The sequence below is a fragment of the Flavobacterium sp. R1_16 genome (assembly GCF_057652095.1).
On sequence record NZ_JBYFCG010000009.1, the window covers coordinates 83,238 to 97,396 of the forward strand.

General features: G+C 33.4%; 15 protein-coding genes. 3 read left to right on the forward strand and 12 right to left on the reverse strand.

What is annotated here, in order from left to right:
- The first annotated feature begins 24 nt into the window (after nt 1–24).
- Nucleotides 25–681 carry an HAD family hydrolase gene (locus AC23L6_RS12505; protein WP_487562723.1) on the forward strand — a complete coding sequence of 219 codons (657 nt, stop codon included), beginning with the start codon at nt 25–27 and terminating at the stop codon, nt 679–681.
- Between the two features lie 53 nt (nt 682–734).
- On the forward strand, nt 735–1,148 hold the full coding sequence (locus AC23L6_RS12510) for an endonuclease domain-containing protein (protein ID WP_487562722.1): 414 nt from the start codon (nt 735–737) through the stop codon (nt 1,146–1,148).
- A 47-nt stretch (nt 1,149–1,195) separates the two neighbouring features.
- Here the strand turns inward: AC23L6_RS12510 and AC23L6_RS12515 are convergent, their stop codons facing one another.
- The 3 genes from AC23L6_RS12515 to AC23L6_RS12525 are packed head-to-tail and all read right to left on the reverse strand — an operon-like array spanning nt 1,196 to nt 3,681.
- Entirely contained in the window at nt 1,196–2,482 is a 1,287-nt protein-coding gene (locus AC23L6_RS12515; RefSeq protein ID WP_487562721.1) for a cryptochrome/photolyase family protein, read from the reverse strand.
- A gap of 29 nt (nt 2,483–2,511) precedes the next feature.
- Nucleotides 2,512–3,210 carry an SDR family NAD(P)-dependent oxidoreductase gene (locus AC23L6_RS12520; RefSeq protein WP_487562720.1) on the reverse strand — a complete coding sequence of 233 codons (699 nt, stop codon included), beginning with the start codon at nt 3,208–3,210 and terminating at the stop codon, nt 2,512–2,514.
- Nucleotides 3,211–3,216: 6 nt separating this feature from the next.
- Nucleotides 3,217–3,681: an SRPBCC family protein gene (locus tag AC23L6_RS12525; RefSeq protein ID WP_487562719.1), complete on the reverse strand. Its 465-nt coding sequence runs from the start codon at nt 3,679–3,681 to the stop codon at nt 3,217–3,219.
- Between the two features lie 138 nt (nt 3,682–3,819).
- Here AC23L6_RS12525 and AC23L6_RS12530 point away from each other — a divergent pair, with 138 nt between their 5' ends.
- The gene (locus tag AC23L6_RS12530; protein ID WP_487562718.1) at nt 3,820–4,665 is read left to right on the forward strand and encodes a DUF2911 domain-containing protein; all 846 of its coding nucleotides are present in this window, start codon (nt 3,820–3,822) and stop codon (nt 4,663–4,665) included.
- Between the two features lie 57 nt (nt 4,666–4,722).
- Here AC23L6_RS12530 and AC23L6_RS12535 read toward each other — a convergent pair whose 3' ends face one another.
- From AC23L6_RS12535 to AC23L6_RS12575, 9 genes are all read right to left on the reverse strand, one after another.
- Nucleotides 4,723–6,411, reverse strand: coding sequence for a sodium:solute symporter family protein (locus AC23L6_RS12535; RefSeq protein ID WP_487562717.1), 1,689 nt, complete (start codon nt 6,409–6,411; stop codon nt 4,723–4,725).
- Between the two features lie 117 nt (nt 6,412–6,528).
- On the reverse strand, nt 6,529–9,027 hold the full coding sequence (locus AC23L6_RS12540; protein WP_487562716.1) for a PIG-L family deacetylase: 2,499 nt from the start codon (nt 9,025–9,027) through the stop codon (nt 6,529–6,531).
- Nucleotides 9,028–9,136: 109 nt separating this feature from the next.
- Entirely contained in the window at nt 9,137–9,517 is a 381-nt protein-coding gene (locus tag AC23L6_RS12545; protein ID WP_487562715.1) for a hypothetical protein, read from the reverse strand.
- Nucleotides 9,518–9,818: 301 nt separating this feature from the next.
- Entirely contained in the window at nt 9,819–10,403 is a 585-nt protein-coding gene (locus AC23L6_RS12550; protein ID WP_487562714.1) for a Maf-like protein, read from the reverse strand.
- Nucleotides 10,396–11,322: a geranylgeranylglycerol-phosphate geranylgeranyltransferase gene (locus AC23L6_RS12555; protein WP_487562713.1), complete on the reverse strand. Its 927-nt coding sequence runs from the start codon at nt 11,320–11,322 to the stop codon at nt 10,396–10,398. The genes AC23L6_RS12550 and AC23L6_RS12555 overlap by 8 nt, the downstream gene beginning before the upstream one ends.
- A 216-nt stretch (nt 11,323–11,538) precedes the next feature.
- The gene (locus AC23L6_RS12560) at nt 11,539–12,066 is read right to left on the reverse strand and encodes a KdsC family phosphatase (protein ID WP_487562712.1); all 528 of its coding nucleotides are present in this window, start codon (nt 12,064–12,066) and stop codon (nt 11,539–11,541) included.
- Complete coding sequence (locus AC23L6_RS12565; protein WP_487562711.1) at nt 12,050–12,823, reverse strand: Rossmann-like and DUF2520 domain-containing protein; 774 nt, start codon at nt 12,821–12,823, stop codon at nt 12,050–12,052. Before AC23L6_RS12565 ends, AC23L6_RS12560 begins: the two co-directional genes overlap by 17 nt.
- A gap of 172 nt (nt 12,824–12,995) precedes the next feature.
- Entirely contained in the window at nt 12,996–13,385 is a 390-nt protein-coding gene (locus AC23L6_RS12570; RefSeq protein WP_487562710.1) for a DUF1398 domain-containing protein, read from the reverse strand.
- Between the two features lie 101 nt (nt 13,386–13,486).
- Entirely contained in the window at nt 13,487–14,023 is a 537-nt protein-coding gene (locus tag AC23L6_RS12575; protein ID WP_487562709.1) for a Riean_0653 family protein, read from the reverse strand.
- Nucleotides 14,024–14,159 lie beyond the last annotated feature (136 nt).

Sequence of the window (14,159 nt, forward strand, 5' to 3'; positions counted from 1 at the left end):
CTTACTTCTAATTTCTAACCTTAAATGATACAAACAGTAATTTTTGATATGGACGGTGTTATTGTTGACACAGAACCTGTTCATCATTATGCTTACAGCCAACTATATAAACAGCTCAATATTGATGTAAGTTCAGAATTATACGCATCATTTACAGGGAATTCTACTCGGAATACATTTCAAAAACTAAAAGCAATTTTCAATTTAGAAGAAGACGTGGAAGATTTAATTTTAAGAAAACGTACCTTATTTAACGATGCGTTTGACAAAAAAGAAGATTTGTTTTTGTTAGATGGAGTAGAAAAATTGATCAAAGATTTACATCAAAATGGAATGCAATTGGTAGTAGCTTCCTCTGCATCAAAGGTTACCATTGATAGGGTTTTTACTCGTTTTGGATTACATCCCTATTTTTCACATATCGTTAGTGGTGAAGATTTTCCAAAATCAAAACCACATCCCGCTATTTTTGAACATGCTGCTTTAGTATCACAAACACCCAAAGAGGTTTGTGTGGTAATTGAGGATAGTACCAATGGGATTATAGCTTCCAAAGCCGCAGGAATATATTGCATTGGGTATAATAGTGAGAATTCAAAAATGCAGGATTTATCTTTGGCAGATTTTGTTGTTCAGCATTTTGATGAATTGAATTTTGAAAAGATTAGGAATATCCGTTAAGATTTCCCCTCTTGAGGGGTGACCAAAGGTCGGGGTGGAAAATAATAGATAGTATGGAAGAAAAATTAATCTTTATAAATAATATCTTAATCAAAAGAAACTTTGTAGAAAATCTTCCATCTAATCACAATTTAAAAGAAAGAGCTAGAGCATTAAGAAAAGCAGGAAATTATACAGAAGTTGTTTTTTGGCAGCATGTTCATAAAAATAAATTTTATGAAATAGATTTTGACAGACAACGAATAATTGGAAACAACATTGTTGATTTTTATATAAAGTCTTTGGGTTTAGTAGTCGAAATAGATGGTGAAAGTCATAATGACAAGGAAGAATATGACGAAAAAAGAGAATTGTATTTATTAAATTTAGGATTAAAAGTTTTTAAGACAACTAACTATCGAGTACTTCACGATTTAGAGAATGTACTTAAAGAATTAGAGCTTTATATTATTGAAAATTATTCATAAAAATAAATTCCACCCCCCTTTCATGCACCCCTCCAAAGTAGGGGAATTTATCCAACCGCTTCTTTATACACTTGCAAACAGCGTTCTCTGGCAAATTTGTGTTCTACAATGGGTTCAGGGTATTTAAATGTTTCCAGTTCAGGAATCCATTTTTTGATGTATTTTAAATCTTTGTCAAATTTTTTGATTTGTTCTGTTGGATTAAAAATCCTGAAATAAGGTGCTGCATCAACTCCCGTTCCTGCTGCCCATTGCCAGTTACCTACATTGCTTGCCTGTTCGTAATCCAATAGTTTTTGAGCAAAATAAGCTTCCCCCCAGCGCCAGTCGATTAATAAGTGTTTACACAGAAAACTAGCGACAATCATTCGAACACGATTGTGCATGTGTCCAGTAACGTTTAGTTCTCGCATTCCTGCATCTACAAAAGGATAACCTGTTTTTCCCTCACACCAATTTTTAAAATCATTTTCATTATTGTTCCATTGGATAGCATCATATTTAGGCTTAAAACTGGAGCTTTTGGTATGCGGAAAATGCCATAAGATTTGCATAAAAAATTCTCTCCAAATTAATTCGTTCCAAAAGGTTTCGTTTTTTTCAAGAATGGCTTTAGCAACTATTTTGCGAATGCTAACCGCCCCAAATCGGAGATAAGCTCCCAAATAGGAAGTTTTATTAACGGCAGGAAAGTTCCTAGTTTCTTCGTAATTCCGAATCAAATTTTCGGAGATGTCATAAGGTATCACTTTGATGTTTGAAGGTTCAAAACCAATGTCTTGAAGGGATAGAAAAGGATAGGAGTGGTCGCAAATAGCATCTAAAACTTCCTCTGATTTGAAATGTTCTAATATTGTAGTTCGGAATTTTTCCTTCCATTTTCTAGAGTAAGGTGTATAAACTACATAGGGTAAACCATCGTCTTTTACTACTTCGCTTTTTTCGAAAATGACTTGGTCTTTAAAGGTGTGAAAACCAATCCCATGTTTTTTAAAAACTTGAAAAACAGCTAGATCACGTTTGCGGGCATAGGGTTCATAGTCGTGATTAGTAAATACATTCTGAATAGTATTCTCTGTTGCCAATTTTTCAAAAATGGCCTCTGGTTCTCCATGAAAAACAGCCAATGATTTTCCTTTGGAATGTAAATAAGAATTTATTTTTGAGACTAATTCGTGAATAAAACTAACCCTAGAGTCGTCTTTTGGGAGTTCATTCAAAATGTTAGTATCGAAAATAAAAATCGGAAGAATTTCCTCACCACTAGTCAAAGCTTGATACAAACCTTTGTTATCATCAATCCTTAAATCACGTCTAAACCAAAATATATTCATAGTACTTTTTTTCGAGCTAAATATACGTTTTATGCATTAACCAACAGTGTTGACATTCCACCATCGACATGCATAATTTGACCTGAAATCCACGACGAGTTATCGCTTAGAAGAAAATTGGCCATTTGGGCTAAATCTTCAGGTTGTCCAAAGCGTTTCAGTGGATGTCTTTCAGCAGATTTTTCTTGTTTTGTTTCATTATTTAAAAACTTGTCTGCCAATGTTGTATTGGTCAAAGATGGAGCAATAACATTGACTCTAATTTTAGGAGCATATTCTGCTGCTAATGCTTTTGCAAAACCTTCGATTGCGCCCTTAGCTGCAGCTACGCTGGTGTGAAATGGCATTCCCATTGAAGCAGCCACACTGCTAAACAAAACAATACTCGATTGATTGGAAGCTGATAACTGTGGAATAATGGATTGAATGACTTTTACCATGCTAAAAAAGTTAATTTGCATATCGCTTTCAAAAGTTTCTATTTTTAACCCTTTGAAAGGACGTAAATTAATGCTTCCAGGACAAGATACTAAACCATCTATAACGTTGGGTAAAAGGGATGTATCTAATACATCTGTTGAGGCGTCGAATGGAATATGTGTTACATTCAAGTTTTCCAAACCTTCTGAAGTTCGTGAGGCAATATAAACAGTATGTGTAGTAGCTAATTCTTTAGCTACTGCTAATCCAATTCCGTATGAACCACCAATCAATAAAATATTTTTCATGCCTTCTTATTTAAATTCTCCGAATAATTCAATTAGTTTTTTTCTTCTGTATTCAAAAATCTCATCTAATTTTGGTTTCACTAAAAACGGATGAATGAGTTGCCCTAGAATACCTAATGGAACTTTGTAGTCTATAATATCTTCCATTTCAACACCCCCAGGAATTTCTTTTAAAAAATGTTTGTGATGCCAAAGTGAGTAGGGTCCGAAGCGTTGTTCATCAACAAAATATTTTTTGTCCTGAACATGAGTGATTTCGGTGACCCATTTTGTTTTAATGCCAAAAAGAGGCGTTACAATATATTGTATAATTTGTCCAGGAAACATGGGTCTGTCTGCACCAGATTCTATTATGAATCCCATGTAATCGGGCGTTATTATTTTTAAGTTTTTAGGATCAGACAAAAACTCCCAAGCCTTATCAAGGCTAATGGGTAAATTTTGTGTACTTCTTTTAGTGTATATTTTCATTTTAATTTTTTTGTAAAAGTACAAATTTTGTTTTACAAATTAACTAAAAAGTTAAACAAAATAGATTTTCAAATTAAGTAATTATTAACAGTTAACAGATAATGAATTTGTAATTTTGAACAAACTAAATTTAAAAGTATGAGAAAAATAATCTATTTGTTAGCAATGATGATTGCTAATTATGCTATTGAAGCACAAGTTAAAACACCGCAACCAAGTCCAAAATCAACATTAGATCAGATAGTTGGGTTAACAGAAGTGACTATTGAATATTCTAGACCAAGTGTTAAAGGAAGACGAATTTTTGGTGATTTAGTGCCTTTTGGAAAAGTTTGGAGAACGGGAGCCAATGCCAATTCGACGATTACTTTCAGTGAGGATGTAGTTATTGATGGTAAAACATTGCAAAAAGGGAAATATGCTATTTATACCATTCCTAGAGTTGAAAATTGGGATGTAATTTTCTACAGTACTACAGACAATTGGGGAACCCCAGATACTTGGGATGAAGCCAAAGTAGCTCTAAAAGCGACTGTTAAACCTGAAATGCTAAATAGAAATGTAGAGAGTTTTACAATAGAGGTAAACAATTTAGACAACAATTTTGCCCATTTAGAATTGTCTTGGGAGAAAACCTTGGTAGCTGTCAAATTTGAAGTTCCCACTCAAAAAACGGCAATCGCTAGTATAGAAAAAGCTTTGGCTGGACCTACAGCTGGTGACTATTTCTCGTCTGCACAATATTTTTATCAATCCAATGGTGATTTGACAAAAGCTTTAGAGTATATCAACAAAGCCCTTGAGTTGAATAAAGATAAGCCATTTTGGTACACCAGACTAAAATCATTAATACAAGCAAAGTTGGGTGATAAAAAAGGTGCTATTGAAACTGCAAAACAATCTCTGGAAGCTGCAACATTAGCAAAGAATGAAGATTATGCAAAAATGAATAGAGACAGTATCGCTGAATGGAGTAAAAAATAATTATCACAAATTATAAAAAGAAACATCCCAATTGCACTTCAAAGTTGGGATGTTTTTTTATTCATTAGTTTCACGTTTAGTCACCATTTGTAGTACTATAGAAAGTACAATTGTCAACATGGCTCCAATAAAATTAAGCCATAAAAAACTGACTTTACCTAAATAGTAGATGTAAAAAATTAATAATTGGCTAATCACTGCTCCCCAAAAAATAGCTTTAGCTTTAACAAATTTGATGTAAAAGCCAACTAAAAAAATTCCTAAAACAGTTCCATAAAATATAGAACCTACGATATTCACGAGTTGGATTAAGTTTTCAAAAAGAGTGCCGATACAAGCGAAAAGAATCGCTATCAAGCCCCATAAAATGGTGAAAAACTTAGTAGCACTCACGAAATGTCTTTCTGATTTGGGTTCTTTTACATTACGTTTATAAATATCAATTGCGGTGGTCGAGGCCAAAGCACTTATGCCAGAAGCCGTAGAAGACATTGCTGCTGAGAGAATTACGGCAAGAAGCAATCCGATAAGCCCTTTTGGGAGGTAATGTAAGATGAAATGAATAAAGACGTAATCCTTGTCATTAGTTTCTGATTTGCTGTCAGCTTTTAAAATAACTTCTCTGGCTTCATCTCTCAAATCGTTTTCTTTGCTAGAAAGGGCAACCAACTCTTTTCTCAAAATAGGATTGTCATAATTTTGGTTGAGGTGGTCTATGTAAAGCAAATTGATTTCTTTTTTATCTTCTGATAATTTACTGAGTTTTTGCTCTAAAACATCGTATTCTTTTTTGTAAATAGAATGTTCAACAATGGTTTTGTTATTAGGGTTGAAATTTAATGGAACAGGGTTGAATTGAAAAAAGACAAAAACCATTACTCCAATTAATAGAATAAAGAATTGCATAGGTACTTTTAGAAATCCATTCATGATGAGTCCCATTTGGCTTTCTTTTATTGACTTTCCAGATAAATAGCGTCCAACTTGTGATTGGTCAGTTCCAAAGTAGGAGAGTGCCAAGAAAAAACCACCAGTAATTCCGCTCCAAAACGTGTAGCGCGTTTCAGGATCCATAGAGAAATCAACAATATCCATTTTATGATTGGCACCAGCGATGTGCATAGCATTGCTGAAAGTCATATCGTTTGGGAGTAGATGCAAAATCAGAAAAAAAGTAACAAACATCCCAGTCATTATAACAAACATTTGTTGCTTTTGAGTTACGTTTACCGCCTTTGTTCCTCCTGAAAAGGTATATATAATTACCAAAACTCCAATTGCAATATTTAACAAGGTAAGATTCCAACCAAGCAGAGCAGATAAAATAATAGCGGGGGCATATATTGTTAAGCCTGTTCCCAAACCGCGTTGAACTAAAAACAGTATGGCTGCTAATGAACGTGTTTTTAAATCAAATCGTTGTTCTAAATATTCGTACGCGGTGTATACTTTTAATTTGTGATACATAGGTATAAAAGTTACACAAATCACTACCATCGCAATGGGCAAACCAAAATAAAACTGAACAAATCCCATTCCGTCATGATAGGCTTGTCCTGGTGTTGACAAAAAAGTAATAGCACTAGCCTGTGTTGCCATAACAGATAATCCAACCACATGCCACGGCGTTTCATTGTTTCCAAGGATATAATCTTCTACGTTCTTACTACCTTTGGTTTTCCAAACCCCATAAAAAACAATAAAGAGTAGGGTGGCTGATAGTACTATCCAGTCGAGTTGTTGCATACTAGGAAAAGATTAGCATGATGATACAAAAAATCAAAATATAGATGGCATTAGCAACCAATACCCAAGTATAACTTTTTTTCCAAGAAGACATTTTATTTGTCATAGTTACTTTTTTTATGGAATTGAAATCAAATTAGCCATCAGTCGAAAAGCACCTGAAACTCCTTCTGTTAATTCTCTAAAGAAACTTAAACTGGTATAAATATAATTCCCTTTACCGTATTTGGCTACTAGAAGCGCACCTTTTTTCGGAGTTTCCCCTTTGTCATTAGATGCTAAAATAGGGGTGAAGGCTTTGTCCCATTCGTTAGGATAATATAAACCTTGTTCTTGTTTCCATCCTTCAAAATCTTTTTTGGTTATTTTGTTGGGGTAGTTTAAAATCGAATGATTGGGCTCAAGGAATGTTACTTCTGCATTTTCATCGGTAACTCTATCTCGAGATAATTTTAAAGGAAATGGAGCAATTTCTTTCGTTACCAAATCTCCTGTGGTATTGTATTGAACAATCATGGTATGACCTTCTTTAACAAAATCAAATAAAATAGATTGTTTGAAAGCTAAGGTTTTCAAAGTATTGTATGCTCTAATACCGGTAATTACAACTTGAAACGGCTTTAGTTTTTCAGGGCTAATAGCATCAGGACTAATGATAGAAACATCATAGCCCATTTCAGTCAAACTTTTTGGGATTTCATCACCTGCTCCCATGATATAGGCAATTTTTTCATTGCCTGTTTTCAAATCTAGTTTAATGCATTTTGCTTCTGAAGGCTTTAGTACTTGTTGTCGCGCTATATGTTCGTAATTGATTGTAAATTGTTCTTTTTCATACGTTTTGCCATCAATAATGGCAATGCTTTTTAGAGTCGCTTCTTCGGCATTCTTAGGAGCGGTAATTTGAAAAAATACGGTTTTATCTTCTCCTTTTTTATCAAATGCAAATGGAATACTTTTGGGTGTAATTTCCCAGTTTTCAGGTAATTTTAATTCAGCAGTACCGCTTATCTTATCTTTTCCAGCTGTAATTGTAACACCAATAGTCTTTGTTTTTTCTTTACTGAAAATAATGACCTTATTTAAAATGGAAGTTGAAACTATTGGAACGATATCAAAAGGGCGGTAAGTTTCTCCTTTCACATCGTCATTTTTTTTATAAACAACGGTTTTTTCAAATGGAATTACTACTCCTTGAATAAGGATATTGAAGGTAACTTTTGTGTCACGAATGCTATCTGGAATGTCTATTTTTGACGGGTCACTTACTTGATACATTCCCAAGGTTTGTTGATTCATCAACCAATAAGGTGTTGTATAATTGCTATTTTCTGGAAGTGTAAGTTCAAGAGTTAGATTTTGCGAAATGTTATTTTTTAAATCAATGACTTGAAAAGGGCTGTTGGTATTGGAAGTAGGAAATGAGTTTACAGCAGTCAATTGCATAGGGATTTCACTCCGGTTAATGATTTCGCATGTAACTTTTAGTTGACTTCCCGGAGTAGCTTCAGCTTCATTTGCGACAGCCTCTACATACAATCCAGAGCAGCCAGCAATAATCTTTTTTACTTCTTCTAATTTGATCGGTTTCCAATGTGTTTCCTCTAAATTTTGAATTAAAGTATAGGCTTTAACCAAATCAGGAATACTTGAAGCGGGATTTATAAAATCGAAATTTTTTTCTACGTTAGCTAGAACTTCTCCAATTGCTTTACCACCTTTAATTCGGTTCCAAGAGGTATCAATTTCTTCAAAAAGATTTGTTTTGTCTTTTAGTGGGTTGCCTTTAATAAATTCCAAATACTCTAATTCTTCTCCGCGAGTTCCAGTGGTTCCAAATCCTTGGGATTGATGTTTACTTCTACTCAATGCAGCGATTTCTTGATTTGATTTTCCTATCGATGGATAATAGACGCCTATTTGAAGTGGAATTAAGCTAGATTTGTCTGCTTTTTCAAAATTTTCTTTGCTGCCATAAAACCACCAAGAAGTGTTGTAAAATACCCTTTTTGGCTGCCAAGTGTCCACTAGATTGAGTTGATTGGCATACTCGGAAGCATTATTTGACTTATCAAAAGCCTCTAAACTCAAAATAGCCGATGACGTATGATGGCCATGAGTAGTACCCGGTGTTCGAGCGTCAAAGCGATTGATAATAATATCGGGTTGGAATTTACGAATGATGTAAATCATATCGCTGAGCACTTTTTCTTTATCCCAAATTTGAAGTGTTTCATCAGGATTTTTTGAATACCCAAAATCATTGGCTGTAGAAAAAAATTGTTCTCCGCCATCAATCTTTCTGGCTTCAATAAGTTCTTGAGTTCGTATCACGCCAAGCAATTCTCTTAATTCTGGCCCTATTAAGTTCTGACCTCCATCACCACGAGTTAGAGATAAGTAAGCTGTTCTAGCATTCTTTTCATTAGAAAAATAAGAAATTAATCTCGTGTTTTCATCATCGGGATGAGCTGCTATATAAAGTACAGAGCCTAAAAAGTTTAGCTTTTGAATTTGATGATAAATTTCAACAGCATTAGGTTTCTGTGGCTGTTGAGCAAAAAAAAGTTGTACAAAAAAGAGGAAAACTATTGTAATAAAAGAAAGCTTTTGCATTGTAATAGTATATTGGCACTAGCTTCAAATATAGTAATTAAACAAAAGTGGTGACTGTATTTAATGGGATTTTAACATAGTCACTTTTAAAAAAAAACATGTAAAAAATCTATTCTGTCGATACTGTAGAAGGTTTTATTCTTCCGTTTGAGGTATATGGATATTTTTTTCTGTGAATACTTAAAAATTGCATAGGGTTTTCATCATCATAATCAGTAATCAAAACATTGAACATCTTGTACAAAGAATACCCACCATAGTCTTCTGGAATTTCTTCCCCTGTTGTCCATTCTCCATCAACTTTGAAGTAAAATATTTTTTTTTGAGTATCAAAGTAGGCTTGAATGTTGGGATAATAATAATAGCGATAGGCACATTGTGAAACGGGGTCAACTATTGGCAAAGAATCAGTGTTTTTTCGTGTCTGTGAGAGTGCTATTTGTGTGCCGAATAAAATAATCAGCGAGCTAATTAGTGATGCTTTTTTCATGATTTCTATGTTTTTGCTTCAAAAAAAATACAATTCCATTCTTTTTTTCTGAACGAGAAACAACGTTATAAATTTAATTCTATTTCAAAAATATATCGATTAAGAGATTATTTATTCGACGAAATACATAATTTTAGTAAAAAAATAAAATTATACTTACTAAAATATAATCTCAATACAGTATTAAAAATGCTGTTTAATAAATAAAAAGGCAATACATTTTATAAAAAAAATACTACATCAAAATTAGGAAATGTATACTATTGGAATGTTTTGTAAGAAATTGTTAATAACATAGTTATCAACAATAGTTTTGAAGGTACTGATATACTTTGTCAACAGGCATTCCCATAACGTTGGGGTAGGAGCCCTCAATTTTTGCAACACCCACAAAACCTATCCATTCTTGAATGCCATAACTTCCTGCTTTGTCAAAAGGACGATAGTGGTCTAGGTAGTATTTAATTTGTTCATCACTCAAAGGATGAAAAGTAACTAGAGTAGTTTCAGAGATGACCTCTGTTTTGTCTTTAGTTTTAAAACAAACTGAGGTAATCACCTTATGTGTTTTATTGGAAAGCGATTGTAGCATTAAAAAAGCATCTTCATAGTCTTTGGGTTTCCCTAATGCTTTGTTTTCATGCCAAACAATAGTGTCACTAGTAATGAGAATTTCGTTATCTAGTAACTCTCCTTCAAAGGCATCACCTTTTAAAACAGCGAGATAGTCGGTGATGTCTTCCTCGATGAGATTGGATGGATACACCTCTTCAGTTTCTTTCAGTCGGATTTCAAAATCCAAATCCAAATCACGGAAAAATTGTTGTCTTCTAGGAGAACCCGAAGCTAAGATGAGCTTGTATTTTTTTAGTTGTTCTCTAAGCATGATGAGGCATATTATAAGAAATAACTGCAATCGAAAGAATACCAAAGAAAAGCACCCATTTAAGAACTTGGCTTAGGTGTTTAAAATCACTTTTATTTTTTGCCGACCACATTTTAATCATACAATAAATTAGTGGCGTAAGTATGCAGGTAATCCCATATATCGTACTCAAATACAAGCTACTATCAAATATGTAGAACTTGATATAGTACACTAATGATAGTATAGGAATAAGGCTTAAAACAAAAATTAATTTAGTCGTTCGTCCAACACCTAATACAATAGGTAACGTATTCATTCCCTGATTGTAATCGCCATTTACATCTTCTAAATCTTTGACTATCTCTCGAATAAAATTAATCATAAAAGTAAAAATAGCATAGTCTAAAAGAATGCTGAACAACAATCGCATGATCTCTTGATTACCATAGTAAGTTGCAGGATATAAATCAAAAATACCAATGATAACTACGCTAAAAGAAAGCAAAAAGGCAACAATGAAGTTCCCAATAAGCAAGCTTTGTTTTAAACTAGTAGCATAGACGTATAATGTAGAAGCTATAACAACAAAAATAGTCGCAAAACTTGGTTTTTGAATTACGTTTGATAAATAAAATCCAATTCCCACACCAACAATAGTAAAACCCGCATAGAGGTTATAGCCCAAGCTTTCAGAAATGGATTTACCAATTACCACCGTTTCGGGCTTGTTTTCCATATCGGTTTTGTAATCGTATATATTATTGATGATGTAGCCACCAGCAGCGATACAAACATTTGCCAAAACCAATAAAACATATTGCCAATCAGCTAAAGACAAATACACATTTTGCTGTTTCAAAAATCCATAGCGAAAAATAAGTTGCATCAGGGCAAGTAGTAAAAGGTTTTGGTAACGAATGAGTTTTAAGAATTTCATGTTTTTTTGAGATTCGTTTTTTCTAATTATTTGTTGCGTAAAATTTTGTCTTTCCCCTTCAGTTCGAGTGATTTTGAGTACTAATGCGATAGCTTTGCTACTTAAAATTGTATCGAGAAGCTTTATCGTTTATGAGGTTCTCGATACTTCACTATCATTTTCTATCGAAAATAATAGTTCAACTCGAACTGACGATGTTTGATTCAATATTGTTTATTAATCGTGCTTTCCATCATAATATAAATGCCATTTTCCTTGAACTTTCATCACTTGTTCAATAACATCACGAACGGCTCCTTTACCACCATTTTTATGTGAAATGTATTGGCAAATAGCTTTGATTTCTGGGCTTGCATCTTGCGGACAAGTAGGCAATCCAACCAATTGCATGACATGATAATCAGGAATATCATCACCCATGTATAAAACCGTTTCGGGTCTAATAGAGTAAAGTTCGGTATATTCTTTAAACGTTTCAACCTTATCTGGAGATGCCAAATGAATGTCAGTAATTCCCAAATTTCGTAACCTAATACGCACTCCTTCGTTATTGCCACCAGAAATGATACATACATTGTAGCCGCTTTCTAAAGCCGCCTTCATGGCAAATCCGTCTCTGATATTCATAATACGAAGCATTTCTCCTGTTTCTGTGATATGTACAGAGCTATCGGTTAAAACGCCGTCTATGTCGAATATAAACGTAGTAATTTGATTCATGATTTCTTTATAACTTTTTGCCATCTGATTGTATGGATTGTGTTAGTAATTCGTATATTTTCTTATGATTTTCATTTGTTATTAACTCCAAATGACGTTGTATAGTATGCGTGTCTTTTCTTTTTGCTGGACCCGTTTGTGCCTCTTTTGGCTCAAGTGTCATGACTTTATTAGCAGTTTCTTGGAGCAATGGTTTTAGAATTTCAAAAGGGACTTGATGATCCTCACAGATATCACTTGCTATTTGGTACAAATGATTTACAAAATTATTCACAAATACCGCAGCTAAATGCAAGGCTTTACGTTGTTCGGATTGAATTTCGTATGTCTTTTCAGAAATACTTTTGGCTACTTTTTCTAGCAATTCATAATCGCTAGTGTTTTGGGCTTCGAGGCAAATAGGTACTTCGTTGAAATTGACAGCCCTATTTTTAGAAAAAGTTTGCAACGGATAAAAAACGGCTTTTCTATTTTGATGGTCTAAATCTGTAATGGACACACTGCCCGAAGTATGAGCCACAAGCCTATTTTTAAAAGGCAATTGAGCAGAAACAGATGCAATAGCATCGTCTGAAACAGTAATGAGATACAAATCCGCTGGGCGCAATGTATTGAAATCATTGGTGATTGAATCAGAATCAAGTAAGTGAGCCACACTTTCAACTTGGCGAGAATAGACTTGCACTAGTTTTATATCGGCATCATTATTTTGAGCTTGTAATAAAGCACTAATTAAATGTTGGGCTACATTTCCAGAACCAATAATACTCACTTGAATCATGGGGCTAAAGTATTGAAAAAGTTTAGTTTTTTGAAATTAAAGTTTTTCAAATGGGAGGAATGATTTAATGGATTGCTGATTTCTAATCTTACAATGGTGTTATTTTTAACCACGTAAGAAAAAACATTCCCTTAATTATTTGATTTTAAGTGACAACTGTTGTAGCTAGTTTTTATTGTGGTATTTGTTCTACCAAAATTTCATTTCCTTCTTTGTCAAAGTACGTACACGTCATTTTATCCATACAGATTTCCCATTTTTCAATTCCTGTTGCTGCACACATTCTAATAAAAGTGAGATAATCGGTTTTTCCTTGTTGATGTGCCAATAATTCTGCTTTGAATTCTACTGTTTTTGGTGTGCTAGCAATTTCTAGTGGCGCATACTTTGCTGGAACAGTTGCCGTATAATTGCTACCGCCGTGATAGTCAATATGACCGTCTGATACATAGGCTTCATAATGAGTAACACCTAGTTCTTTAATTTCTTTAATATAAGACGGAAAATCGGCACCTGATTTTACCTTGCTGTGAGCTGCTTTGATTTGTTCTACTGTAAACATTTTTTCTTTGTTTTAATCCTTACAACGAGGATGGTTTTTTTATTTTTTAAATTTAGTTTTTTGAAGAGGTTGTGCAACAGCTACTTCTCTTAGTAGCGGTTTTAATTTGTTAAATCGAATTGTCCGTTTCTAACTTTCACTATAACTCCTTCATTATTTATGGCATCAAACCAAAAAGTGCCTCCAACTTTTCTTCTCTTTACGTCATGATAGAGAACTTTTAATTCACCATTAATAACATTATTTGTTTTGTATTTATTTTCAAAATCATTTTTGATATAATTTCCAAAACTTTCATTATTAATTTCTTCTTTTAGTGAATACGTATTTCCTTTCAAATCTGTAGTTGAATTTACATTCATTATTTTCACCATTATTGCTTGAAATCCTAATCCTGTGTTTGTATTGTTATTATGGAAACTGATACTCATAAAATGTATATTATTATTGTCAGAATCAAATCTCAATTCTGCATTTCCATATACGATAGCAGTACTGGGTTTTAGGATAACTCCATTAACTTCACATTTTATTCCACCTTTTCCATTATAAACATATTGGTCAGAAATTTCAATATCATTTTGTGTACAACTTGTAAAACAAAATATTGCGAATACACTTAAAATAATATTTTTCATAAATAGTAGTTTAAAATTAATTTGATTCTAATTCTCCATTTTTTCTCAAAATGGCTACTAACGTCAGACTGTGAAAAAACCTCACAGCCCTTCGAACAAATATAGCAAAATGTTTTCAAGCAGTAGTTTATTTGAT

What these genes read in the sequence shown, in the direction of transcription:
- AC23L6_RS12505 (WP_487562723.1), top strand. Translation starts at nt 25, where the DNA reads ATGATACAAACAGTAATTTTTGATATGGACGGTGTTATTGTTGACACA.
- AC23L6_RS12510 (WP_487562722.1), top strand. Translation starts at nt 735, where the DNA reads ATGGAAGAAAAATTAATCTTTATAAATAATATCTTAATCAAAAGAAAC.
- AC23L6_RS12515 (WP_487562721.1), bottom strand. Translation starts at nt 2,482, where the DNA reads ATGAATATATTTTGGTTTAGACGTGATTTAAGGATTGATGATAACAAA.
- AC23L6_RS12520 (WP_487562720.1), bottom strand. Translation starts at nt 3,210, where the DNA reads ATGAAAAATATTTTATTGATTGGTGGTTCATACGGAATTGGATTAGCA.
- AC23L6_RS12525 (WP_487562719.1), bottom strand. Translation starts at nt 3,681, where the DNA reads ATGAAAATATACACTAAAAGAAGTACACAAAATTTACCCATTAGCCTT.
- AC23L6_RS12530 (WP_487562718.1), top strand. Translation starts at nt 3,820, where the DNA reads ATGAGAAAAATAATCTATTTGTTAGCAATGATGATTGCTAATTATGCT.
- AC23L6_RS12535 (WP_487562717.1), bottom strand. Translation starts at nt 6,411, where the DNA reads ATGCAACAACTCGACTGGATAGTACTATCAGCCACCCTACTCTTTATT.
- AC23L6_RS12540 (WP_487562716.1), bottom strand. Translation starts at nt 9,027, where the DNA reads ATGCAAAAGCTTTCTTTTATTACAATAGTTTTCCTCTTTTTTGTACAA.
- AC23L6_RS12545 (WP_487562715.1), bottom strand. Translation starts at nt 9,517, where the DNA reads ATGAAAAAAGCATCACTAATTAGCTCGCTGATTATTTTATTCGGCACA.
- AC23L6_RS12550 (WP_487562714.1), bottom strand. Translation starts at nt 10,403, where the DNA reads ATGCTTAGAGAACAACTAAAAAAATACAAGCTCATCTTAGCTTCGGGT.
- AC23L6_RS12555 (WP_487562713.1), bottom strand. Translation starts at nt 11,322, where the DNA reads ATGAAATTCTTAAAACTCATTCGTTACCAAAACCTTTTACTACTTGCC.
- AC23L6_RS12560 (WP_487562712.1), bottom strand. Translation starts at nt 12,066, where the DNA reads ATGGCAAAAAGTTATAAAGAAATCATGAATCAAATTACTACGTTTATA.
- AC23L6_RS12565 (WP_487562711.1), bottom strand. Translation starts at nt 12,823, where the DNA reads ATGATTCAAGTGAGTATTATTGGTTCTGGAAATGTAGCCCAACATTTA.
- AC23L6_RS12570 (WP_487562710.1), bottom strand. Translation starts at nt 13,385, where the DNA reads ATGTTTACAGTAGAACAAATCAAAGCAGCTCACAGCAAGGTAAAATCA.
- AC23L6_RS12575 (WP_487562709.1), bottom strand. Translation starts at nt 14,023, where the DNA reads ATGAAAAATATTATTTTAAGTGTATTCGCAATATTTTGTTTTACAAGT.